Origin of the sequence: Pseudoxanthomonas sp. 3HH-4, from assembly GCF_006716465.1 — a bacterium.
In the GTDB taxonomy this organism is placed as follows: Bacteria; Pseudomonadota; Gammaproteobacteria; order Xanthomonadales; family Xanthomonadaceae; genus Pseudoxanthomonas_A.
Window position 1 is genome coordinate 380,142 of the sequence record NZ_VFPB01000004.1, and the last position, 22,803, is coordinate 402,944.

Annotated in this window: 18 protein-coding genes, 1 other RNA gene and 1 pseudogene; 11 read left to right on the forward strand and 9 right to left on the reverse strand. The window is 67.3% G+C overall.

Annotated features, from left to right (window positions below; translation table 11 throughout):
- The first annotated feature begins 128 nt into the window (after positions 1-128).
- From FB548_RS13955 to FB548_RS13980, 6 genes and pseudogenes are all read left to right on the forward strand, one after another.
- Complete coding sequence (locus FB548_RS13955) at positions 129-3,089, forward strand: sensor histidine kinase (RefSeq protein WP_185742115.1); 2,961 nt, start codon at positions 129-131, stop codon at positions 3,087-3,089.
- Between the two features lie 39 nt (positions 3,090-3,128).
- Complete coding sequence (gene alr, locus FB548_RS13960; RefSeq protein ID WP_142125383.1) at positions 3,129-4,325, forward strand: alanine racemase; 1,197 nt, start codon at positions 3,129-3,131, stop codon at positions 4,323-4,325.
- Positions 4,326-4,355: 30 nt separating this feature from the next.
- Positions 4,356-5,774 (forward strand): deoxyribodipyrimidine photo-lyase, encoded by a 1,419-nt coding sequence (locus FB548_RS13965; protein WP_142125384.1) that lies wholly within the window; start codon positions 4,356-4,358, stop codon positions 5,772-5,774.
- Positions 5,775-5,833: 59 nt separating this feature from the next.
- Positions 5,834-7,294 (forward strand): wax ester/triacylglycerol synthase family O-acyltransferase, encoded by a 1,461-nt coding sequence (locus FB548_RS13970; RefSeq protein ID WP_142125385.1) that lies wholly within the window; start codon positions 5,834-5,836, stop codon positions 7,292-7,294.
- Between the two features lie 210 nt (positions 7,295-7,504).
- Positions 7,505-8,077 (forward strand): annotated as a pseudogene (locus tag FB548_RS13975) (OmpA family protein); the annotation flags it as partial.
- A 151-nt stretch (positions 8,078-8,228) separates the two neighbouring features.
- Positions 8,229-10,592, forward strand: a complete 2,364-nt coding sequence (locus FB548_RS13980) for a Tex family protein (RefSeq protein WP_142125386.1) — start codon at positions 8,229-8,231, stop codon at positions 10,590-10,592.
- A 117-nt stretch (positions 10,593-10,709) separates the two neighbouring features.
- On the opposite strand, the gene FB548_RS13985 is transcribed toward FB548_RS13980, so the two are convergent.
- On the reverse strand, positions 10,710-12,770 hold the full coding sequence (locus FB548_RS13985) for a hypothetical protein (RefSeq protein ID WP_142125387.1): 2,061 nt from the start codon (positions 12,768-12,770) through the stop codon (positions 10,710-10,712).
- A gap of 147 nt (positions 12,771-12,917) precedes the next feature.
- Between FB548_RS13985 and FB548_RS13990 the strand changes: the two genes are divergently transcribed.
- Positions 12,918-14,228: a DUF1343 domain-containing protein gene (locus FB548_RS13990; protein WP_221625965.1), complete on the forward strand. Its 1,311-nt coding sequence runs from the start codon at positions 12,918-12,920 to the stop codon at positions 14,226-14,228.
- Between the two features lie 537 nt (positions 14,229-14,765).
- Here FB548_RS13990 and FB548_RS13995 read toward each other — a convergent pair.
- From FB548_RS13995 to FB548_RS14015, 5 genes are all read right to left on the reverse strand, one after another.
- Positions 14,766-15,389 carry a DUF2894 domain-containing protein gene (locus FB548_RS13995; protein WP_142125488.1) on the reverse strand — a complete coding sequence of 208 codons (624 nt, stop codon included), beginning with the start codon at positions 15,387-15,389 and terminating at the stop codon, positions 14,766-14,768.
- Positions 15,379-16,026, reverse strand: a complete 648-nt coding sequence (locus tag FB548_RS14000; RefSeq protein ID WP_142125388.1) for an OmpA family protein — start codon at positions 16,024-16,026, stop codon at positions 15,379-15,381. The genes FB548_RS13995 and FB548_RS14000 overlap by 11 nt, the downstream gene beginning before the upstream one ends.
- The gene (locus FB548_RS14005) at positions 16,023-18,098 is read right to left on the reverse strand and encodes a DUF802 domain-containing protein (protein ID WP_255470563.1); all 2,076 of its coding nucleotides are present in this window, start codon (positions 18,096-18,098) and stop codon (positions 16,023-16,025) included. Before FB548_RS14005 ends, FB548_RS14000 begins: the two co-directional genes overlap by 4 nt.
- Before the next feature lie 16 nt (positions 18,099-18,114).
- Positions 18,115-18,765 carry a DUF3348 family protein gene (locus tag FB548_RS14010; RefSeq protein ID WP_255470564.1) on the reverse strand — a complete coding sequence of 217 codons (651 nt, stop codon included), beginning with the start codon at positions 18,763-18,765 and terminating at the stop codon, positions 18,115-18,117.
- Between the two features lie 212 nt (positions 18,766-18,977).
- Entirely contained in the window at positions 18,978-19,454 is a 477-nt protein-coding gene (locus FB548_RS14015) for a hypothetical protein (RefSeq protein ID WP_142125391.1), read from the reverse strand.
- A 125-nt stretch (positions 19,455-19,579) separates the two neighbouring features.
- Between FB548_RS14015 and FB548_RS14020 the strand changes: the two genes are divergently transcribed.
- Positions 19,580-19,990: a hypothetical protein gene (locus FB548_RS14020; RefSeq protein ID WP_142125392.1), complete on the forward strand. Its 411-nt coding sequence runs from the start codon at positions 19,580-19,582 to the stop codon at positions 19,988-19,990.
- Between the two features lie 89 nt (positions 19,991-20,079).
- On the opposite strand, the gene ssrA is transcribed toward FB548_RS14020, so the two are convergent.
- Together ssrA and smpB are read right to left on the reverse strand one after the other, a co-directional pair.
- Positions 20,080-20,433: a transfer-messenger RNA gene (ssrA, locus tag FB548_RS14025) on the reverse strand.
- A 232-nt stretch (positions 20,434-20,665) separates the two neighbouring features.
- Positions 20,666-21,154, reverse strand: coding sequence for an SsrA-binding protein SmpB (gene smpB / locus FB548_RS14030; RefSeq protein WP_142125393.1), 489 nt, complete (start codon positions 21,152-21,154; stop codon positions 20,666-20,668).
- A gap of 41 nt (positions 21,155-21,195) precedes the next feature.
- Here smpB and FB548_RS14035 point away from each other — a divergent pair, with 41 nt between their 5' ends.
- Together FB548_RS14035 and FB548_RS14040 are read left to right on the forward strand one after the other, a co-directional pair.
- The gene (locus tag FB548_RS14035) at positions 21,196-21,624 is read left to right on the forward strand and encodes a type II toxin-antitoxin system RatA family toxin (protein ID WP_142125394.1); all 429 of its coding nucleotides are present in this window, start codon (positions 21,196-21,198) and stop codon (positions 21,622-21,624) included.
- 1 nt (position 21,625) lies between these two features.
- A complete protein-coding gene (locus tag FB548_RS14040; RefSeq protein ID WP_142125395.1) occupies positions 21,626-21,874 on the forward strand; it encodes an RnfH family protein in 249 nt (82 codons plus the stop codon).
- 15 nt (positions 21,875-21,889) lie between these two features.
- Here the strand turns inward: FB548_RS14040 and bamE are convergent, their stop codons facing one another.
- Positions 21,890-22,282 carry an outer membrane protein assembly factor BamE gene (bamE, locus tag FB548_RS14045; RefSeq protein WP_142125396.1) on the reverse strand — a complete coding sequence of 131 codons (393 nt, stop codon included), beginning with the start codon at positions 22,280-22,282 and terminating at the stop codon, positions 21,890-21,892.
- Between the two features lie 102 nt (positions 22,283-22,384).
- On the opposite strand from bamE, the gene fur reads away from it, so the two are divergent.
- Positions 22,385-22,789 (forward strand): ferric iron uptake transcriptional regulator, encoded by a 405-nt coding sequence (gene fur, locus FB548_RS14050; protein WP_142125397.1) that lies wholly within the window; start codon positions 22,385-22,387, stop codon positions 22,787-22,789.
- The last annotated feature ends 14 nt before the right edge of the window (positions 22,790-22,803 follow it).

The following is a 22,803-nucleotide window of genomic DNA, read 5'->3' on the forward strand; positions in this document are numbered from 1 at the left end:
ATGGTTCTGGCGGGAGCCGATCTGCCAGCGAACACATCCAGGGGAATCCAGTGGCCAGTGCGTCGGGCGCGGGCAAAAGCAGGCGATGGCGTGGCTGGCGGGCAGCATGGGTCGGTCTGGTGTTGCTCATGCTCGTACAGACGGCGTCCGCGCTCGAGATCCATCGCCAGCTGTCTCAATTCCATCACACGGCCTGGAGCGTCAAGGACGGTGCGCCGGGTCAGATCACCGCGCTTGCGCAGACAGCGGACGGCTACCTCTGGCTGGCCACCCAGATCGGCCTGTATCGCTTCGACGGCGTGCAGTTCGAGCGCTACGAACCGCCGGCGGGCGAGGCGCTGCCCGCGACCAGTGTTTCGGCCCTGCATGCATCTCCAGAAGGCGGGCTCTGGGTGGGGTTCCGCTACGGCGCCGTCAGCCACATCCATCGTGGCGCGCTGACTCACTACGGTGAGGCACAAGGCCTGCCCAGTGGCACCGTCTTCGGTTTCGCGCGCGATGCCGATGGCCGGCTGTGGGCAGCCACCTTCACCGGGCTGGTCTATCTGGAACGGGGACGATGGCACGCGCTGGGGCCGGCATGGAAATTCCCCGGCCGGCAGGCGCGCACCGTTTTCAACGATGCGTCCGGCACGCTGTGGGTGGCGAGCGAGCAAGGCGTTGCCTTCCTGCCACGCGGAGCCCGGGCCTTCCAGCGCGTGCATGCAAAGGTTGGCCGGATCAGCCAGTTTTCGCAGGCGCCGGACGGCGGCATCTGGATTGCCGAGGCGGATCGCGCGGTACGCGCTTTGCCCTTGCCGGATACTGCGGCGTCGACCGCTGCGCTCCCACTGCCATCGGCCGGCCTGTTGTTCGATCGCGACGGCGCGTTGTGGGCCACCACGCTGGGTGACGGCGTCTACCGGCTGGCCGGCGAAGGGCGGCCGCACTTCGAGAGCTATCGCCAGCGCGATGGCCTGAGCTCGGACTACGCATTGCCGCTGCTGGAGGATCGCGAAGGCACGATCTGGTTGGGCAGCAGTCGCGGGCTGGACCGCTTCCGCCATGCCAATGTTGTGCTCGCCCGCCTGCCGGATGGCGCGCACGACTTCGCCATCGTCGCCGGTGAGGGAGCGTCCGTGCTGGCGGGAAGTCGCAACCGGCCCCTGTTGCGCTTGCGGGATGGCATGCTCGAGACGCTGCCCCTGCCTCCCCCGCTGACCGCCGCGTACAGGGACGACGAAGGCGTGGTCTGGCTGGGCGGCCCCAAAGGACTTTGGACATTGCGTGACGACACGCTGGCGCCGGCGGCGCCACTGCCGGTCAGGGCGTACTCGGGTGTGCAGGCGATCGCGCGCACGACCGACGGCACGCTGTGGGTGTCGTTGAACACACCAGGCATCCATCGTCTGCGTGACGGCCACTGGACCCATTTGCAGGAACTTGCGGGCACGCGCGACGGTTCGTCGCCGCTGAGCCTGCTTGCCGACCGGGAAGGGCAGTTGTGGATGGGCTTCGCGCACAATCGCATCGCGCGGATGCGGGAGGGCAGCCTGCAGGTATTCGGTCCGTCCAGGGGGCTGGATGTGGGCAACGTGAGCGCGCTGCATGAGGGGCGTGCCGCTATCTGGATCGGGGGCGAGCAGGGTCTCGCGCGCCTGCGCGGTGACCGCATCCAGAGCCTGCATGCGCAAGCGGACAGCCCGTTCCGCGGTATTTCCGGCATCGTGGAGACAGCGGAGGGTGATCTCTGGCTCAACGGCGCGCGCGGCATCGTGCGGGTCCCGGCCAACGCCATCGAGGCGGTGCTCGAGGGTGCGCCTCAGGCTGCGTACGATCTCTTCGACTTCCTCGATGGACTGCCCGGCGTCCCCGCGCAGTTCCGGCCCATCCCGACCGCACTGCAGGCCGGCGATGGAAAACTCTGGTTCGCCACCACCAGCGGCGTGGTGTCGATCGATCCGAAGGCGATCAAGCGCAATCCATTGCCACCGCCGGTGGTGGTCCGCTCGCTGTCCGTCGACGGCCGGATGCATCGCCTCGAAGGCGCATCACTGTCGTTGCCTGCCGGCGCGCGCAATCTGCAGATCGGCTACACCGCGTTGAGTCTGGCCATCCCCGAACGGGTCCGGTTTCGCTACCGGCTCGAAGGCTATGAGCAGGAATGGCAAGAAGCCGGCACGCGTCGCGTGGCCTACTACAACAATCCCGGGCCGGGGCACTATGTTTTTCGCGTGCTTGCCGCCAACAACGATGGCGTGTGGAACGAGGAGGGCGCCAGCATCGCCTTCTCGATAGCGCCGCGCTACTACCAGACGCCTTGGTTCGCCTTGCTGTGCCTCGCCCTGGTCGCAGGACTGCTGTGGGTCGCCTACCTGATGCGTCTTCGGAGCGTATCCCGGCAGATCCATGACCGCCTGCAGGAGCGCCACCGGGAACGCGAGCGTATCGCCCGCGAGTTGCACGACACCCTGCTGCAGAGCGTGCAGGGGCTGATCTTGCGCTTCCATGCGGTGGCGGGATCGCTGGGGGCGAGCGCGCCGGGGCGCCAGGCCCTCGAGTCGGTGCTGGAGCGCGCCGACGACGTGCTGGTAGAGGCGCGCGACCGCGTGCTCGATCTGCGTGCGAGCCACCATGCGGGCGGCCTGTCGGATGTCTTTATCCGGATGGCGGCCGACCTGGCCAGCGATACGGATGTTTCCTGCCGGGTGACGATGGAAGGACAAGACGCGCAGCTGGATCCGATCGTGCAGGACGAACTGGTGCAGATCGGGCGCGAAGCGCTGCTCAATGCGTTCCGCCATGCCTACGCGGAGCGCATCGAGGTAGTGATCGAACAGGCAACGGATGGAGTGCGCGTCCGCTTCATCGATGACGGCCGTGGCATCGAGCCCGATGTGCTGGCGAGCGGAGGCCGGCACGGGCACTGGGGGCTGGCCGGCATGCGCGAACGCGCAGAGCGGCTGGGCGCGACGCTGGATATCGTGTCTCTGCCGACGGGAGGCACCTGCGTGGAGGTCCGAGTGCCGGCAGCCCTTGCGTACCGCGCGCGCTCCCGCAGGTGGCAACGCTGGCTGCGCTGGCGTCGTGATGCGAAGGATGGCCACTGAGGCAGAAGGCACCCGCGTCCGCACCGCTACAATCCCCCCATGCCTGGACCTGACCACATCGAGGAAATGGACTTCGCGGCCTCGTTCCGGCCCGAGGCGAACGACCGTCCCACGCGTATCCGCGTGGACCTGGGCGCGTTGAGCCACAACCTCCATGCATTGCAGGCGCACGCGGGCGTGCCGGTGATGGGTATCGTCAAGGCCAATGCCTATGGGCACGGGCTGGTGCCGGTCGCGCGGCACCTGCAGGCCCAGGGCATCGGGCAACTGGGCGTGGCGCTGGTGGAGGAGGGCATCGCCCTGCGGCGCGCGGGCGTGACGGTACCCATCCTGGTGCTGGGCGGCATCCATGCGCCGCAGGTCAGCCAGTTCCTGGCATGCGATCTTGAAGTGACCGTATCTTCGATCGCCAAACTGCGGCAGGTTGAACTGGCGGCGGAATCGCTGGGACGCCACGCGGTGATCCATCTGAAGGTGGACACCGGGATGGAGCGCATCGGCGTGCACAGCGAGAATGCCGGGCCATTGATCGAAGCGGCACTGGCTTCACGCTGGTGCACCGTGAAGGGCGTTTATTCCCATCTTGCATGTTCGGATGACCCGGCCTCGCCGATGACGCTGGAACAACTGGCGCGCTTTCTGGACGCCTGCCGGCATTTCGAGCGCATCGGTGCGCCGATGCCGATCCGCCACCTGGCCAACTCGGGTGGCGTGCTGCATTTCCCCGAAACCCGCCTGGACATGGTGCGCCCCGGCATCGCGCTGTACGGCGTGATGCCTGATCCCGCCTCGCGCCCGACCGTGGCGTTGAAGCCCGCGCTGTCGCTGGTTTCGAAGGTGGTCTATTTCAAGGTGGTCGGCGCTGGACGCACGGTCAGTTATGGCGCCACCTGGACGGCGCCGACCGATACCCGCATCGTCACCGTGCCGATCGGCTACGGCGACGGCTATCCGCGTTCGCTGTCATCGCGTGGCGAAGTGCTGGTGCGGGGCGCGCGCCACCCCATTGTCGGGCGTGTGTGCATGGATCAGTTCATGGTCGACCTCGGTCCGGGTGGCAGCGCCTACAACGAGGACGAAGTGGTGCTGATCGGCCGCCAGGGCGGCGATGGCATTACCTGCGAAGCCGTGGCGCTTGCAGCGGGCACCATCCCGTACGAGATCCTGACCGGGCTCAATGCCCGCATCCCGCGCGAATACGTCGGTGCCGCATCCGGCTCGGCGTCCGCGACGTAAGCAAGCGCACCGTCCCATCGAATTTTCCGCATGCCGACCGCCCTCGTCTGGTTCCGCCACGATCTGCGCCTGGACGACAATCCAGCATTGCGGGCCGCGCTGGAGCAGGGGTTCACGCCCGTTCCGGTGTATCTCCATGCGCCGGACGAGGAGGGCGAGTGGAGGCCAGGCGAAGCGTCCAACGCCTGGCTGCATCGCTCGCTGGCCGCGCTGGATGCCGACCTCCAGCGCCGCGGATCGCGTCTGCTGCGGCGGCGTGGTCCAAGCGCGGCATCGTTCGACGCGCTGCTCGACGAGACCGGCGCGCAGGCCGTGTTCTGGAACCGCAAGTACGAACCGGCCACCCAGCCGCGCGATGCGGCACTGAAAAAGACGTTGCGCGAACGCGGCGTGCAGGTCGAGAGCTTCAAGGGCGTGCTGCTGTTCGAACCGTGGGACCTCGCCACGCAACAGGGCACGCCCTACAAGGTCTTCACCCCGTTCTGGCGCGCGGCCCTGTCGCAGTGGCGGGTCCCCGAACCGTCGACGGCGCCGGCGCTCCTGCCGCCCGTCGACGCCACGCTCCGGAGCGAGCCGCTGGATGCTTGGAAACTCGCGCCGTCGCCCGGCTGGGATGCAGGCTTCTGGGGCGCGTGGACGCCGGGTGAGGCAGGCGCGCGCGAAGCACTCGAGATCTTCATCGACGGTGCACTCAATGGCTACCGCAGCGACCGCGACCGCCCGGACCGCACCGGTACCTCGCGCCTGTCCCCACACCTTCACTTCGGGGAGATCGCACCGTGGCGCATCGTGACGGAACTGGAGCGCGTGCGCACGGCCGCCAACAGCGCCGACATGGAAGGCTACATCCGCGAGCTGGGCTGGCGCGAGTTCGCTTACCACCTGCTGCACCACTTCCCGCAGACCACCACACAGAACCTCAATCCCCGCTTCGAACACTTCGACTGGGCGAAGGTCGATCCCGCAGCCCTCGACGCCTGGCAACACGGCCGCACGGGCGTGCCCATCATCGACGCCGGCCTGCGCGAACTCTGGGCCACGGGCTACATGCACAACCGCGTGCGCATGGTCGTGGCCAGCTACCTGACCAAGCACCTGCGCTACCACTGGCTGCACGGCGCACGCTGGTTCTGGGACACGCTGGTGGACGCCGATCTCGCCAGCAACACGCTAGGCTGGCAATGGACCGCGGGCACGGGCGCCGATGCCGCTCCGTACTTTCGCGTCTTCAATCCAGTCACGCAGGCGGAGAAGTTCGATCCCAAAGGCAGCTATATCGCGCGATGGGTGCCGGAACTGGCAGAGGTGCCGGTGCCGTTGCGCTTTTCACCGTGGCAGAGGCCGGAGCTGCTGGCGAGGCTCGCGCCGGCGTACCCGCGCTACCCCATCGTTGATCTTGCCGCTGGTCGCGACGGCGCATTGGCCGCCTACCGCCAGACCGTGAGCTGAGCTGCGTTGACGCCTTTCGTCGCCGCGTGCTTCACTCGGCGCGGGAGAGGAGGGCAAGCATGGCCACGAAGAAGGCGCCGGCAAAGCCGCGTCGCGAACCGATGTCGCGGGTGGATACCGCCTGGTTGCGGATGTGTCGTCCGACCAACCCGATGATGATCACCGGTGTACTGATGTTCGACGAGCCGATGACGCTCGAGCGATTGAAACAGGTCATCAAGAAGCGGTTCCTTGCCTATCCACGCTTCCTGCAGAAGGCGGTCGACACGCCCGCAGGCGCGTCGTGGGTGACCGATCCCGACTTCGACCTCGATTGGCACGTGCGCCTGTCGGCGCTGCCTGGCCGGCACGACCCGGCGTCAGAGAAGAAGGCGCTGGAACGCTTCACCAGCCAGATGGCATCCACACCCCTCGACAAGACCAAGCCGCTCTGGCAGTTCCACCTGATCGAGCGCTACGGCACGGGTTCGGCGCTGGTCGCGCGCATCCACCACAGTTATGCCGACGGCATCGCGCTGGTGCAGGTGCTGCTGTCGCTGACCGATACGAGTCGCAAGCCGGATGCCGGCAAGGACCTGCGCTCGGCCTGGCTGAAGAAGGATGGCGTGGAGGTCGTGCGCCGGGTCGGCGCCATCGATCGCTATATGCAACTCGGCGGCAAGGTACTGGGCAAGGGCATGGAGATGTACCGCGATCCCACCTTGGCCACGGTGCTGGCGAAGGAGGGGGGCGAGATCGGTCGCGAACTGCTGCATGCGCTGTCGCTCTCGGACGACCCGCCAACGCTGCTGCGCGGCAAGCTGGGCGTCAGCAAGCGGGTGGCCTGGGCCGAGCCGCTGGACCTGGAGGAAGTCAAAGCCGTCGGTCGCGCCTGCGACTGCACCGTCAACGATGTGCTGATGGCCGCAGCCTCCGGCGCGCTGCGCAGCTACATGCTGGAGCGTGGAGAGCAGATCGATGGGGTCACCCTGCGCGCCACCGTTCCCGTCAACCTGCGGCCGCTGGAACACGCCCGCAAGCTGGGCAACCATTTCGGCCTCGTGTTCCTGGATCTGCCGGTGGGCGAGGACAATCCGATCCGTCGGCTGGAGCGTGTGGCGGAGTGCATGCGTGACTTGAAGAACTCGCGACAAGCCATTGTTGCCTTTGGACTTCTGGCGGCGCTTGGCATGGCTCCTTCCGCCATCCAGAGCGTCGCGCTCGAGCTGTTCTCGCGCAAGGCCACGGCGGTGGCCACCAACGTGCCCGGTCCCCAGCAGCCGCTTTACATGGGTGGCTCGCGGCTGCGTGAGATGATGTTCTGGGTGCCGCAGACCGGTTCCATCGGCATCGGCGTCTCCATCCTCAGCTACAACGGTCGCGTGCACTTCGGACTGATCGCCGACGCCAAGTTGATCCCGGACCCGGACGCGGTGATCCGGCGTTTCGGACCGGAGTTCGACAAGCTGCTGTACCTGTCGCTGATGGGCGACTGGGAACGGACGCTGGACGCGCCGACGGCGAGCGCATTGCTGTCCTGATCCCCGCCGCCACCTGAATGAACAGGGGGGAAATCGCATGTTCTACACAGCACGATGGTTAGGCTTGCGACCGTTCCGGGTATTCACCCGACGCCACAAGGAGGATCCATGAATACGATGCTGAAGACCGGCGCCCTGGCAGCGCTCACCGTCACCATGCTGGGTGGTTGCGCCAGCTATACCGGCCAGACCAACGATCCGAACGACCCCAACCGTACCCGCACGGGCGCCCTGATCGGTGCCGGTATCGGTGCCGTGGCCGGGCTGCTGAGCGGCAGCGATGCCACCGAACGCCGCCAACGCGCGCTGGTGGGTGCCGGTGTCGGCGGCCTGGCAGGTGGCTCCATCGGCGCCTATCAGGATCGCCAGGAAGCCGAACTGCGCCGACAGACCGCGGGCACCGGCATCGACGTCAGCCGTGACGGCGACGTCATCAAGCTCAACCTGCCCGATGGCGTGACCTTCGACTTCGGCAAGGCCGACCTGAAGTCGCAGTTCTATCCCGCGCTCAACAACGTGGCGTCCACGCTGCGCGAGTACAACCAGACCATCGTGGAAGTCAGTGGCCACACCGACAGCATCGGTTCCGACGCGGTCAACCAGCGCCTGTCCGAGCAGCGTGCGGCCGCGGTGGGCAATTACCTGATCGGCCAGGGCCTGCAGCGCGAGCGCTTCGAGATCGTCGGCATGGGCAAGCGGTACCCGGTCGCCAGCAACGATACCGACGCAGGTCGTGCAATGAATCGCCGCGTCGAAGTCCGCGTGCTGCCCGTGCGTTCGTAAGCCATCGTCGCAGCGTGTGGAGAACGGGCCGCGCAAGCGGCCCGTTTTCTTTGTCGCTTCCGCTTCGCGCTGTCAACCCGTTCCCAGCGCCGCCATCCATTGCCACAATCGGCATCCCACCCGGTCCATCGGGTTTTCCAGTACGGACGCAATGCAAGACCGCAATCCCCAGATCGCCCAGCACATCGCCGCCACCATCGCCGCCGAGATCGGCGCACAGACCGCGCAGGCCAAGGCCGCCATCGCGCTGCTGGACGAAGGCGCCACCGTTCCCTTCATCGCCCGCTACCGCAAGGAAGTCACCGGCGGGCTGGATGATATCCAGCTGCGCGATCTCGAGACTCGCCTGACCTACCTGCGCGAACTGGAAGACCGTCGCGCCGCCGTGCTGGCCAGTATCGAGGAGCAGGGCAAGCTGACCGACGAACTGCGTGCGGACATCGAAGCCGCCGACAGCAAGGCGCGCCTGGAAGACCTGTACCTGCCTTACAAGCCCAAGCGCCGCACGCGCGCGCAGATCGCCCGCGAGGCCGGACTCGAACCGCTGGCCGATGGCCTGCTGGCCGATCCCACCCAGGTGCCCGAAACCGCCGCCGCGGCATATGTCGATGCAGACAAGGGTGTCGCCGACGCCAAGGCCGCGCTCGACGGCGCGCGCGCCATCCTGATGGAGCGCTGGGGCGAGAACGCCGCCCTGGTCGGCGAGCTGCGCGCGTGGATGACCGAGGTCGGCGTGATCCGCGCGAAGGTGGCACAGGGCAAGGAGAACGAAGGCGCCAAATACCGCGACTACTTCGACCACGCCGAATCGTTGGCGAAGATTCCCTCGCACCGCCTGCTGGCGCTGTTCCGCGCACGCCGTGAAGAAATCCTGCTGCTCGACCTCGACCCGGGCATGGAGGCCGAGGCCGGCCACCTGCAGGCCGAAGGCCGCGTGGCGGTGCATGCGGGTGTGTCCTCGCAGGGCCGCGCCGCCGACAAGTGGCTGCTGGATGCCTGCCGCCTGACCTGGCGCGCCAAGCTGCACATGCACCTGCTGCTTGACCTGTTCAACCAGGCGCGCGAGAAGGCCGAAGCCGAGGCCATCGCCGTGTTCGGTGACAACCTGAAGGACCTGCTGCTGGCGGCGCCTGCGGGGCCGAAGGCTGTGCTTGGCCTGGATCCGGGTCTGCGCACCGGCGTGAAGGTCGCGGTAGTGGATCGCACCGGCAAGCTGGTCGACCACGCCACCATCTACCCGCACGAACCCAAGTGCCAATGGGACCAGTCGCTGCACGTGCTGCGTGCGCTGTGCGCGAAGCACCAGGTGGAGCTGATCGCCATCGGCAATGGCACCGCCAGTCGCGAAACCGACAAGCTGGCCGGTGACCTGATCAAACAGGCCGCGGACCTGAAGCTGGAGAAGATCGTCGTCAGCGAAGCCGGGGCATCGGTCTACTCCGCCTCGGAATTCGCATCGAAGGAATTCCCGGACCTCGACGTCAGCATCCGTGGCGCGGTCTCCATCGCGCGCCGCCTGCAGGACCCGCTGGCCGAGCTGGTGAAGATCGAACCCAAGGCGATCGGCGTGGGCCAGTACCAGCACGACGTTGACCAGTTCCGCCTGGCGCGTGCGCTGGATGCGCGCGTGGAGGACTGCGTCAACGCGGTTGGTGTAGACGTGAACACCGCCTCGGCCGCGCTGCTGACCCGCGTCTCCGGCCTGTCGTCCACGGTGGCCGAGAACATCGTGCGCTTCCGCGACGAGCATGGCGCCTTCCGCTCGCGCAAGGCGCTGCTGGGCGTGCCGCGCCTGGGCGAGAAAACCTTCGAACAGTGCGCCGGCTTCCTGCGCATCGCCGATGGCGACGAACCGCTGGATGCCTCATCGGTGCATCCGGAAGCCTATCCGGTGGTCGAGCGGATCCTCGCCGGCAGCGGGCGGCAAGTGAAGCAGATCGTCGGCGACATCATGTTCCTGCGCGCGGTGAAGCCTGAGCAGTACACCGACGGGAAGTTCGGTGTGCCGACCATCCGCGACATCCTGAAGGAACTGGAAAAGCCCGGCCGCGATCCGCGCCCGGAATTCAAGGCCGCGCGCTTCGCCGAAGGCGTGGAAGACATCAAGGACCTGCGCGAAGGCATGATCCTGGAGGGCGTGGTCAGCAATGTGGCCGCCTTTGGCGCCTTCGTCGACATCGGCGTGCACCAGGACGGCCTGATCCACATCTCCGCGCTGGCCGATCGCTACGTGAAAGACCCGCGCGAGGTGGTGAAGGCCGGCGACATCGTCAAGGTGAAGGTGCTGGAGGTCGACGTGGCCCGCAAGCGCATCGCGCTGACGCGCCGCCTCGACGATGCGCCTGTGCCGCAGACACCGCGCGAGGCGCGAGCGAACGATCCGCGTCCGTCGCGCGGACAGGAACGTGGACCGTCCCGCGACAACCGACGTGGTCCGGCCCCGGCCAAGCCCGGCGGAGCGCCAGCCGACAATGCGCTGGCTGCTGCGTTCGCCCGGGCGAAGGGGCAGGGCTGATCGACATGGTGATGTGGGAGCGACGTGAGTCGCGAAAGCCTACCGGCAGGCCGGCACCGCAAAGAGAAGGTGCGTGAGGGCTTCCTTACCGATCACGACTTGCATCGCTCCTGCACATCACGGCGCCTTGTCCTGCCTCGCGGACGCGTAGGGCGCGAGATAGTGGCTCAATCCACCGGCCCGCAACCGCGTGGCGGCCGCGCTCCAGTCGACCGGCGCGCCGGCTTTCAGCGCGTCCAGCACGGCCACGACCGACAACTCCACCTCCGGCAGCCCGCTCGCCTCCGGCGCATTGCGGCGCTGTTCGATCGCCTCGAACAGCACGGCATTGGCTTCGGGGTAGGACAGCGGTTCAGTCGCGCCGTGTGCGCTGCGCCACACGGGCGTCTCCAGCACCGCATTGACGTGCGAGAGGATCAGCCAGGTCGCGCGGCCGATCAGTTTCAGGTTTCCCGGCTGCACGCTGGTCATGGTATTGCCGACCACGCGGCCACGCTTGGCCATGACGCCGGTGGAATGGGCATTGAGCAGCATCTTCAGCGCGATGGTCTGGTCCAGCTCGAACGCATCGCGCTGCGGCACCGTCACCGCGATCACCGGCACCGGGCGGGGCAGGGCGGCGGCATCACGCACGACCTCGGAGGCCAGCGGACGCGCGGACACCGACACCAGCACCAGTTCCGCGCCTGCTGAAGAGAAAGCCCGCAGCCACTGCCGGTTCGCCTCGTCGTGCGCTTCATCGCCGAGCAGGATCAGCGCGCCGGAATCGCCCGCCTGCGGTCCGCTGCGGCGCATGTTGGCGTCTGAATACGACAGGTCGTACAACGCCTGCTGTTCGTCGCCTGCGTTGGCCAGCCCGCGCAGCGCGGACTCGCGCAGGTACGGGTCCGGGATGCCGGTTTCGAACGGTGGCAGGTACAGCGCCTTGTCCAGTCCATGGAAGGGGCGATGCAGCAGTGCCTGCCAGGCCTGTTGTGCATTGCCTGCTGGCGTCCATACCTGGATCCACGAACGCCGTTCCGGTGCGTCCACGGGGTCCAGCGGGCCGAGCCGGAAGGTCGGCGCGCGCTCGGTGACATCCACGAACACCGGCATCAACGCGCGCGTGGCCAGGTAGGTGGCGCGATGTCCGGCGGCGTAACCGGCGGCTTCGCGGTCGGTCCACGCCGCGAGTTTCGGAGCGGCCGCCGCGACAGTCTGCTGGATGCCGGCGAAGCCGCGCAGTCGATCGGCGATACCCGACTCGCCGAAGCCCAGCGAGGCCAGTTCTTCCGCCGTCAGCACCTCGCTCAACAGCGTGCGCGTCGCATCCTCCAGCACCACGCCCAGCACGTACAGGCTGGTGGTGGTGGCCTGCATGCGGGTGGAGCCGGTGATGGCCTGCGGCCCGGTAGGCAGCGCGATCTTGGTGATCCGCGGATCGTCCAGCACGCGACGGCTGCGCTCGAACGGACGCAGCACGTCGTCGGGATTGTTGTAGACGAACCACGTACGCCGCGCGTCCACGCCGGCCTGGTCTGCGGCCGCCAGGGCGGTGCCGATCACGGCCGAGGTTTCGCCGCCTTCGGTGACAGCGAAGACCAAGTCATCGCGCTGGATGCCGTTGTCCTGCAATTGCAGGCGGCCGATCTCGGGGATGTCCTCGAAGCCTTCCAGCGAGGCGATCAGTGCACGGTCGCCACCGGTGATTTCGCCACGCACGCGTTCGCCCAGGCCGGGATAGCGCGCCTCGATCTTGGCCATCGCCGGCGATGCGGTGGCGCGTTGCCAGAACGGGCGCCACAATCCGCTTTCGATTGTTTCAGCGAGGCGTCCGGTCGAGCCGGTGCCATAGAAGTACAGGCGATGCCCGTCGCGCAGCGCGCGGGTGATGTCGTGCGAGGCCGCTTCAAGCGCTGCCCGCCGTGCCGGATCGTCGGCCACGCCCTGCAGGGCCTTCGCGATGTCCTCGTCCACCGCCAGCAGCGATGCCAGTCCGTCGGTGGTGTCGGCCGCGATGCGGGTGCTCAAGTCGAAGCTGCGTGGGTGGCGCTGTTCGGTCAGCAGGCTGTGCAACTGGAACTGCTGCTTGTGCGCCACGAAGTCCTGCGACTGCGCCGAGGGCGTCACGCCCAGGCGCGACGGCGCAGGTTGCGCAGTGGCGGGGGCCAGGACACCGGCCATGGCAAGGAAGGACATGCTTCGCATGATGCATTTCGCCGTACGGGACATCGGATCCCTCATCAGACAACGGAAGACGGTGTCGAGACCGGCGATGTTCCCCTTGCGCGGCGCCCGACGCGGGCTGCTATCGTCATGACAACGATAGCAAACGAGAGCGACACTATGCCCCGGAACGTGCGACCGTTGCATGCCGCGCCGCGCCACCCGCGCCGGCGCATCGCGATGCTTGCACTCGGCGTGGTGCTGGCATGCGGAGCGAGCGGGGTATCCGCCGCGACGCCGCCGCCGGCTCCCGCAGCCTGCGATTGCGCCGCCACGGCGCCGCTGCTGGGCATCGATGTCCTGCTCTCCTCGCGCTTGGACCTGCTGCGTGGCAAGCGCGTGGGTCTGGTGACGAATGCCACCGGCATGGACCATGCGTTGCGCAGCAGTGTGGACCGTTTCGCCGCACGCACCGACTTCACGCTCGTGGCGCTGTTCGGGCCGGAGCATGGCGTGCGGGGCGACGTGCAGGCCGGCGACAAGGTCGCCTCATCGCGCGATGCCGCCACCGGGTTGCCGGTGCACAGCCTGTATGGCGAGCACCGCGAACCGACGCCGGAGATGCTGACCGGCGTCGACGTGCTCGTGTTCGACATCCAGGATGTGGGCACGCGCTTCTACACGTATCCGTACACGCTGGCGGGCGTGATGCGCGCGGCAAAGCGCGCTGGCATTCCCGTGATCGTGGCGGATCGGCCCGATCCGCTCGGTGGGGTGCAGGTCGAGGGCCCGGTGCTGGATCCGGCGCTGGCGTCGTTCGTCGGCATGTTCCCCATCCCGATCCGCCATGGCATGACCATCGGCGAGCTGGCGACGCTGTTCAATACCGGGTTCGGCATCGGTGCCGAACTGCATGTGGTCACGATGCAGGGCTGGCAGCGTGGCGATGAACCGCTGCGCGGTGCGTTGCCGTGGGTGCCTCCGTCGCCCAACATGCCCACGCCGGACACCGCGCTGGTGTATCCGGGCATGGGGCTGCTGGAAGGCACCAACGTGTCCGAGGGACGCGGCACGACGCGGCCATTCGAAATCGTGGGCGCGCCGTGGGTGGATGCTCAGGCGCTGGCCGCGCGACTCAACGCACTGGGCCTGCCTGGGGTACGCTTCCGTGCCACGTGGTTCACGCCCACGTTCTCGAAGCATGCAGGCAAGGTCTGCGGCGGTGTGCAGCTGCACGTGACCGATCGCGCGGCGTTCCTTCCCGTGCGTACCGGCATTGCGGTCCTGAAGGCCCTGCACGACCAGCATCCGAAGGAGTTCGCCTTCCTGCCCGGCGAGCCGCCGTTCTTCGACCGGCTGGCTGGCGTGGGTGACCTGCGCGCGGCTATCGAACGCGGCGACACGCTAGAGGTCATCGAAGCACGCTGGCAGCCGGAGCTGGCGGCGTTTGAGGTGCTGCGCCGGCAGCATCTGCTGTATCCGATGCCCTGAGCGCGCGGCCGTTTCACCGTGAGCCCCCGCGACGGAGCTCGAAGCGTGAGCGATGGGGCTCCGGGGCCCCAACGTTCGAGCGCCGAGGGCGATCCGTCTCACATTGAGAGCCAGCGATGGGATTCGGAACGCCGTCGATGACACTCAGAATGCGATGAAGATGGCACTGCGATCGCGATCCGCGCAGCTCCGAGTCTTGCGGATGGGGCTCGGAATGCGATCTGTCTCGCATTGAAAGCCATCGATGGTTTTCCGAGATCGATGGGATGGCATTCCGAAAGCGATCCTCGGAGCTCCCCGCCTTGCGGAGGAGGCTCGGAGCCCGATCTTTCTCACATCCAGCCCGAACGATCACGCTCGCAGTGGCATCCTTCTCACATCGAGCGCCGCCAAAAGGGCTCGGAATGACGAAGACGCCTGCGACCGGCAAAGGCGTGGGAGCGACGTGAGTCGCGAGGGGCTATCGGTAACGCTTCATCGCGACTGACGTCGCTCCCACACCCACATGCCAGACGACGCCCACGCGTGCTGCAGCCGCTACGTCGCCACTGCTTTCCGTTTGCGCGGGGTGCGTCGGGTCGTGCGCTGGGCTTCCGGTGCCGCGGTCAGCGGGGCGACCGCCTGCTGGAGCTGTTCCAGTGACGACAGGGTGTCTGCGTAGGCGATGAAGTGCTGCAGATAGCCCGGCGACACCGCACGCATCAGGTGCAGGGCGCGATGCACCAGCATGCCGGAGTTCAACGGGCCGGCGTCTTCGGGCACGTTGTGCAAGGACGCGCGCAGCTGGCTGTCGATGCGGATCCGGGCCCAGGTATCGCGCGCTTCGGTCAGTTGCACAGGCGCGGCGGGGGATGTGTCAGCGGCTGGAACGTGCTCCGCGCGCGCCTGCAACGCGGCGACCAGCTCGCGCAGTCCGGAAGTCGGCACGGCCGCGCGCTCCGCTGCGGGTGCGGCGGACGGTCGTTGCGCCAGGGTCTTTTCGTACGCCCGGATCAACCCGGACAGTCGCGCTTCCAGCAGGCGACGGGCTTCTCCCTCGTGCGCGCTGATCCGTGCGGCGAGCGCCTGCAGGATGTCGAAGCGCGCCGGGTCCGCGCGGTCCGCGCCCTGGGCACGCCACGCCTGCAGCTGCGCCGTCAGCGGCAACGCGTCACCGTCCATCGTCACCGCTGCGTTTGGCGGGGCGGGGGATAGGTGCGATCTCGACACGGCGGTTGCGCGCGCGGCCTTCCTCGTCGGTGTTCGCGCTGACCGGTTGCTCGGCACCGAACGCAGCAGCGAACACCGACGACGATGGCACGCCCTCGGCGATCAGCGTGCGTGTGACGGTCAGCGAACGCTGCGCCGAGAGTTCCCAGTTGTCGACGAAGCGGCGATTGCTGTCGCGCACCTGGCGATCATCCGTGAAACCACTGACCATCAGGATCTCGTCGCGCGTGCGCAGGTAGCCTGCAAGCGGGGCGGCGAGACCCTTCAGCAGGTCGCGGCCTTCGGGCTGCAACTGGTCCGAGTTCAGCGCGAACAATACGTTGCCGCGGATGCCGATGCGGCCATCCACCAGCGTCACCCGCCCTTCGGCCAGCGGCACTGCGAGGGCCTTCTGGAGCGCATCGCGCTGCTGTGTTTCCAGCTCGCGCCTGCGGACTTCTTCGTCCAGGCGCTGCGACAGTTGCGCCTGCACGGCGATCACGCCGACAAGCACCAGCACGAAGGCCCCCAGCAGCACCGACATCAGGTCGCCGAAGCTGGCCCAGATGGGCGCGCCAAGGTCCGCGTCGTCTCCGGTCTCCACGCTCATGCGGCGTCGGCCCCGGCCAGGCGCTGCAGGTCGACGGTGATCTGGCGCTGTGCGGAGAGGCTGAGGTCGACCACTTCGCGCGCCTGCGCCACGTAGTAGGCCAGTTGCTCATCGCTGCGCACCAGCGAGCGCTCCAGCGCGCCTTCGATGGCCTGCAGGCGTTCGAGCAGCGCGTCGTTGGTCTGGCCGAAGCGTTCCACCACGCTGCCCAGCGCATCGCCCAGGCCGGCGACTTCGGTGGCGCCGGCGGCGACCTGCGCGGCGACGTGTTCCAGCTTGCCGGTCTCGGCCTGCACGTGGTCGGTGAAGCGGGTGCCCACGCGTTCCAGCAGATCGGCGGACGTCGCCACCAGCGCATCGATGGCGGTGCGCTGTTCGGTGGAGGCGTGGTTCACCGCATCCAGCAGCGTCTGCAGCGTGCCCATCATCTGGGTGCGTTCTTCCAGCAGGGCGGTGTCGCGCACCATGCTGTCGGACAGCTTCTGGCGCAGTTCGGCCACCACGTCGGCCGCGGCGCGCGGGGCTTCCGAGGCCACCTGCACCAACTGGGATATCTCGGCGATGGTCTGCTGGGCGTGCGTCTGCGCCTGCGCGGTGATGTCGTTCGCGCTGCGGGCCAGCGCGTCGCAGATGTCCTGCTGCAGGCGCGCGGCGTCGGCGGCGGTGCGTTCCCAGTCGCCGCGCAGGGCGGCGCCCATCGTGGCCAGCTGGGCGGCCCACGCCGCCAGGCGGGCATCGTCCTGTTCGGCCAGGGTGCGCTGCAGCGAGGCATGCGAGGCGTCGACCGCTTCGACCAGGGCGGTGGCCTGCGTCCGGAAATCGGCGCCGGCCGCGGACAGGGCGTCCGCGTGGCGCGTGGCAATGCCGTCGGCGGTGCTGGCCTGCTGGCTGAGCGCCTGCGTCCAGCCCTCCGCCAGCGTGGTCGCGGTGTGTTCGAGCTGGCCGGCCGCCGCATCGAGCCAGGCCTGCGAGCGCTGGTCGAACTGGGTCGCCTGGCGCTGGGCGTGGTCTTCCAGGCGTGCGACCAGCGCGTCGTGGGCGTCCTGCTGGCGGGCGAGGGCGGCCTGCCATGCCGCGGCCGCCGCCGTGGTTGCGGTGCCGAAGCCGGCCGTCAATGCCTCCAACTGCTGCTGCACGGCGGTGCCGACGGTCTGCTGCAGCGCCCCCGTCTCGCGCGCCACGCCTGCCAGCGTGGCCTCCACCACGGGTTGCAGTGCTGCGCCGACCGCGCGTGCGCTGCTGTCCACGCCGGCCTGCATCGTGGCCACCAGCGTGGAGGCGAGCTCGGCCTGGGCCGCTTCGGTGCGGGCGTGGAAGCTTTCCTGACGCGCGGCCTGCTGCGCGGCGGCGTCGGTGGTCTGGCGCTCGATGCCCGCGACCATGGCCTGCAGGCGTTCGACCAGTTCCGGCATAAGCGCGGCCTGCTGCTGCAGCAGGCGGAAGGATTCCTCCCGCTGGAACGACTGCGAATGCACATGCAGCGAGGTGGCGATCGCATCGTCCAGCCGTTGCGCGACCAGTACGCGCTCGCGCCGGCTAAGCGCGGACAGCAGGCCGAGGATGGCCGACGCGGCCACACCGGCGATCGAGGTGCCGAAGGCGAAGCCCAGCCCCTTGACCGGCGCGGCCAGCGAGCCGCGGATCGCGTCGATGTCGGTGGCCCCTTCCAGCGCCAGGCCGGTGCCGCGCAGGGTCACCATCATGCCCAGCAGCGTGCCCAGCATGCCCAGCAGCACCAGCAGGCCAACCAGATACGGCGTGAGCGAAGGCGCGGGCAGGGAGACGCGTTCGCCTTCCGCGCGCAGGCGCACGGCCTGGCGCAGGCTGGGGTGCAGCGGTGCCAGCCAGGCTTGCAGGCCGTTGCCCGCGGGCGCGGTGTCGTCCAGCGCGCGGGCAAGCGATGCGGTGGCCTGGCGATAACGCTGCAGTTCCACTGCGCCTGCCACGTAGCACGCGCCGATCACCAGGGTGACCACTACGCCCAATGCGTGCGTGCCGACGTAGCCGACGCCGATCCAGCCGACGATGGCCAGGCCGGCGAGGAAGAGGGCGGTGGAGAAGGGCTGTTTCATCAAAGGCATCCAGGCATCACGGGGTACGAAGCGCGGCGAGCAGCGCGTCGATGGGGTGGAAACGCAGGTCGAGTTCGGCCAGCAGGGCGTCCTGCAGGTCTCGGCGGAACAGCGTCCGCCAGGCGCTGTCGGGGCTGCCGTCCACGGCGGTGCGCAGGCGTTCGAAGTGCAGGCTGAGCAGGGTGGGGGTGTGGGCCAGCAGGGTCTGTTCGCGCGGGCTGAGGGTCATTTCCATCACGGCGTCGACCTCGGCCAGGCGGGCCAGGTCGCCGCCGCGCAGGGCGAGGGCATCGCGCAGGCGTCCGCGCAGGGGGCCGGTGCCGGTGAGCATGGCGCGCTGGCGTTCCAGGCAGTAGCGGCGGAAGGGCGCGAAGTCGTCGCCGTCCGCGTCGGCGGGGGCGCCACGCTGGATCGCGTCCGTCAGCGAGGTGCGGACCCGGGCGACGGCCTCGGCATGCGCGTCGATGCCCGGCGCGGCGCCAGCCGCAGGCGCAACGGCGCCATCGAGCGCCCGCGACAGCGAGACCGCACGGTTCCAGTCGATCCATTGGCCCAGCCGCTCGGACAGCACCGGGCCGGCATCGGGCAGGTCGGCCCCGCCCAGGCGGGCGAGGAGACGGACGAAGGCGGGGGCCGCCGTGGGCGTCCGGTACTGCACAGTGGTCACACAGAGGCTCAAAAGAGCGGGGATTTTACAGGAAGGGGCTGGGCGATGAGCCGTCTCACGAAACCGGCGAACGGAAAGGGCGGGGCCTTTCGGCTGAATGCTGGTTGGCTCTACCGAGAAAGGCACAAGGGCCTGATCTGCGCAAACTTCTGACCTCGGCGTGGCGGACGGTACCCCCATTTGTACCCGCAGTAGGGTACCGGCAGATCAGGTCAGGCAGTCCAAGCAGTCAGATGGCGGATAACTCGAATCAAGTACAGCGCGACGATCAAGACCCAAGCCGCTGCGAGGGGCACAAGGATGCAGCACATACCAGCGCGCCACCAAGTCCTAAATCTGCGGACGAACTGCTGTAGCCCGACGAGCATTTCGCGCGCGGCCATCTGGTATGTCTCGCGGCTGGGCTCAGACACTGTGATCGCCTCGGCCATTCTCATCATCAGCCGTTGCCTGAAGAGGAAGGCAAAAGCCTCCCAGGCTGCATAGAACCCAAGCGAGGTGGTCAGTAACAGCCCGGCAACCGCCCACACGCCAGGGCTCGAGAATTCCTTCGCTTGATCCCAGAGCACGAAGAAGCCAGCGTACGCGACCACCACGAGGCCCTGAATGTACCCGTGGCTGTGATTGAACATCTCGGCGTTAGTTTCCCGCTGGAACTCGAAGAACTCTTTATCGCTCAACTCGCTCATGGCACCCCCAAAAAAGTTTTGCGCAGCATACCGGCCGGGGGCACTTGGTGCCGTCCGTCAGTTGCGCGTCAAGGCTGGCTTCCACAACGGCATACTGCGTACGGGGATATTTGAGGGGGATTTTTATGCGGAAGCTCACGATCATCCTTGCTTTGGCCGGGCTCGCGGCGTGCAGCACCACACAGATCTACGACAACCGAGCGGTTGGCGTGGCGACAACGGCGCCAGCCAACGGCGTGGTCCAGGTTCTCTACAGCTATCCGACACGACCATACGAGGTCATAGGCGTGGTTTCCGCCAAGCGCTACAAGCCAGGCTGGACCGATCCGACCGTCGGCGATGCCGTCCCCCAGCTGCGCGAGGCCGGTATGAAGCTTGGTGCTGACGCGGTGGTGGTGCGCAGTAGTCGCTCGAACAACGACCGCCACACTGTTGTCGAAGCTGAAGCTGTGAAGTACCTCGACCAGCCATCTAGTCAGCAGGCTCAGCCACAGCAGCAGAGCCAGATGCAGTACAGGCCGCCGCAAACACGCTGATCCTGTAGCGAGATACCGACGGACCCCGTCTGTGTTCGATCAACCAAACGAAAAGGCCGGACCCTTTCGGGCCCGGCCTTTTCGCTGAATGGTGGAGGTGGGCGGAATTGAACCGCCGTCCGAAGGCACTCCATCCCCGGTACTACATGCTTATCCCACCGTTGAGTCTCGTCCTGCAGCAGCACGGTGGGCCAAGCGCACCGCAGAACCAGCCTGTTTTAGGTTAACCGGGTGCTGACAGGCAACCACTCCCGGCGATTCCGTGATGATGACCTTACGCTGCGAGCACGGACACAAGCAGTTTCAGGGCTTACGCCTTAAGCGGCGAGAGCGTAGTTGTCGTCGTTGGCAACTAGAGTTTTGCCGCTGGATTTACGAGGAAAGCTGCCCCCTCGGCATGCACCAGGCAACTTCGCAACCCCCGTCGAAGCCAGTGCACCCCCGGGAGTCAGAAACTTCCTGACAAGGGCCAGTGTAGGGGCGGGCACCCCGCTTCACAAGGCACGTCGGTGCCGGCGTTCAGTCTTTGGAGCCAAGCCACTGTGGTTTTCGAACCAAGCCCCCTTGGTAAGGGGGCGATTCGCGCGTCAGCGCGAATGGGGGATCGGCAGCGCGCGTCGGGGCCCGAGATTCGCAAGGCGAATCTTGGGGGTTCCATCGCGTCGCGCGATGGAATCACGCATCCTTGTTGTGCCGGCGCATGACGCGCGACTTCTCGCGGGCCCAGTCGCGGTCCTTCTCGGTGGCGCGCTTGTCGTGAGTCTGCTTGCCCTTGGCCAGCGCCAGTTCGGCCTTCACCTTGTTGCCTTTCCAGTACAGCGAGGTGGGCACCAGCGTGTAGCCGTCGCGTTCGACCTTGCCGATCAGGCTGTCGATCTCGTTCCGGTGCAGCAGCAGCTTGCGCGTGCGGCGATCGTCCGCGACCACATGGCTCGAAGCCTGGATCAGCGGGGTGATCTGCGCGCCGAACAGGAAGATCTCGCCATTGCGGATGGTGGCGTAGGCCTCCGTGATGTTGGCACGGCCGGCGCGGATGGCCTTCAGCTCCCACCCCTGCAGGGCGAGGCCCGCCTCGTGGCGTTGCTCGAGGTGGTACTCGTGACGGGCGCGCTTGTTCAGCGCGATCGTGCCCGTTGCTTTATTCTTGTCCGGTTTCTTTGCCATCCGTCCTATTGTCGCCGAAGGCGGAACCCTACGCGAGCCACATGCACACGATCCGCCGCAGCGCACTGGTCGAACACTCGGCCACACGGATGTTCGACCTGGTCAATGACGTGGCGGCCTATCCCCGCCGGTTCGACTGGTGCAGCGCCGCCCGGCTCATCGAGCAGGATGAAAGCCGCCTGGTGGCCCGCCTGGACCTCGGGCTGGGTTCGCTGAGCACGTGGTTCACCACCGAGAACACGCTGGACCGTCCGCACCGCATCGACATGAACCTGGTCGATGGCCCGTTCCGCAAGCTGCATGGCCGCTGGGATTTCCATGTGCTGGATGAATCGGCCTGCAAGGTCACGCTGACGCTGGAATTCGAGCCGTCCAGCCGCCTGCTGGCGCCGGCGATGGCGATCGGCTTCCAGACCCTGGCGGATCGCATGGTGGACGACTTCGTGCGCGCCGCCGACCGCGGGGAATGAGATGCGCGTCGAGGTGATCCGGGCCTGGCCGCACCGGTTCGAGTCGGTGCAACTGGATCTGCCAGCCGGCGCTACCGTGTCTGATGCGCTGGTTGCGAGCGGTTTCGACGGCGTGCAATCGGCGGCGATCGCGATTCACGGCGTGAATGCGACGACAGGAACCGTGTTGAACGAGAACGACCGCGTGGAAGTGCTGCGGCCGCTGTTGATCGACCCGAAGGACGCGCGCCGTCGACGGGCGCGCAGATAGCGGGTCAGCCGCGCCTCAACGGCGGCCGCCCTTCTTCTTTTCCTTGGCCAGATTGGGGCCGAACTTGCGCACATCGCGCGACAGCTGGAGGTCGGCTTCGGGGAAGTATTCGCCTTCCCAACTGGCAAGTACATCGCCGTTGAATACCAGGGTGAGATTCTTGATCTCGGTCGTGCCACGGCGATTGGTGCGGTTGCTGGCGGTGTAGTCCCAGCGGTCGGCATGGAACGGATCGGCGATCGACGGGCTGCCCAGCAGTGACTGCACCTGCTGCTTGGTCTGGCCCGCCTGCAACTGGTCAACGGCCGTCTTTTCGAGCAGGTTGCCCTGGTAGATCGGCTGCTTGTAGAGAATGCCGCAGCCGGCAGTGGCGGAAGCAAGGACGGCGACCAGCAGGAATTTGCGCATGGGGCAGGTACGGTAGGAAACCGGGCCGATGATACACTCCCGCGCACCGCCGCAACCGAGCTTCAGGCAGCTGGCGCTAAACCGAGAGTGAACGGAGACGCCATGGAATCGCAGGACCTTCGCAAAGTCGGCCTCAAGGTCACCCACCCGCGCATGCGCATCCTGGAGTTGCTGGAGCAGAAGAACTCCCAGCATCACCTGAGCGCGGAAGACATCTATCGCCAGTTGCTGGATCACGGTGACGAGATCGGGCTGGCGACGGTGTATCGCGTGCTGACCCAGTTCGAGGCGGCAGGCCTGGTACTGAAGCACAACTTCGAGGGCGGCCAGGCCGTTTACGAACTGGACCGCGGCGGCCACCACGACCACATGGTGGACGTGGACACCGGCAAGATCATCGAGTTCGAAAGCACCGAAATCGAAAAACTGCAGCGCGAGATCGCCGCCAAGCACGGCTACGAGCTGGAAGAGCACTCGCTGGTGCTGTACGTGCGCAAGAAGCGCTGATAGCCCTGTAATCC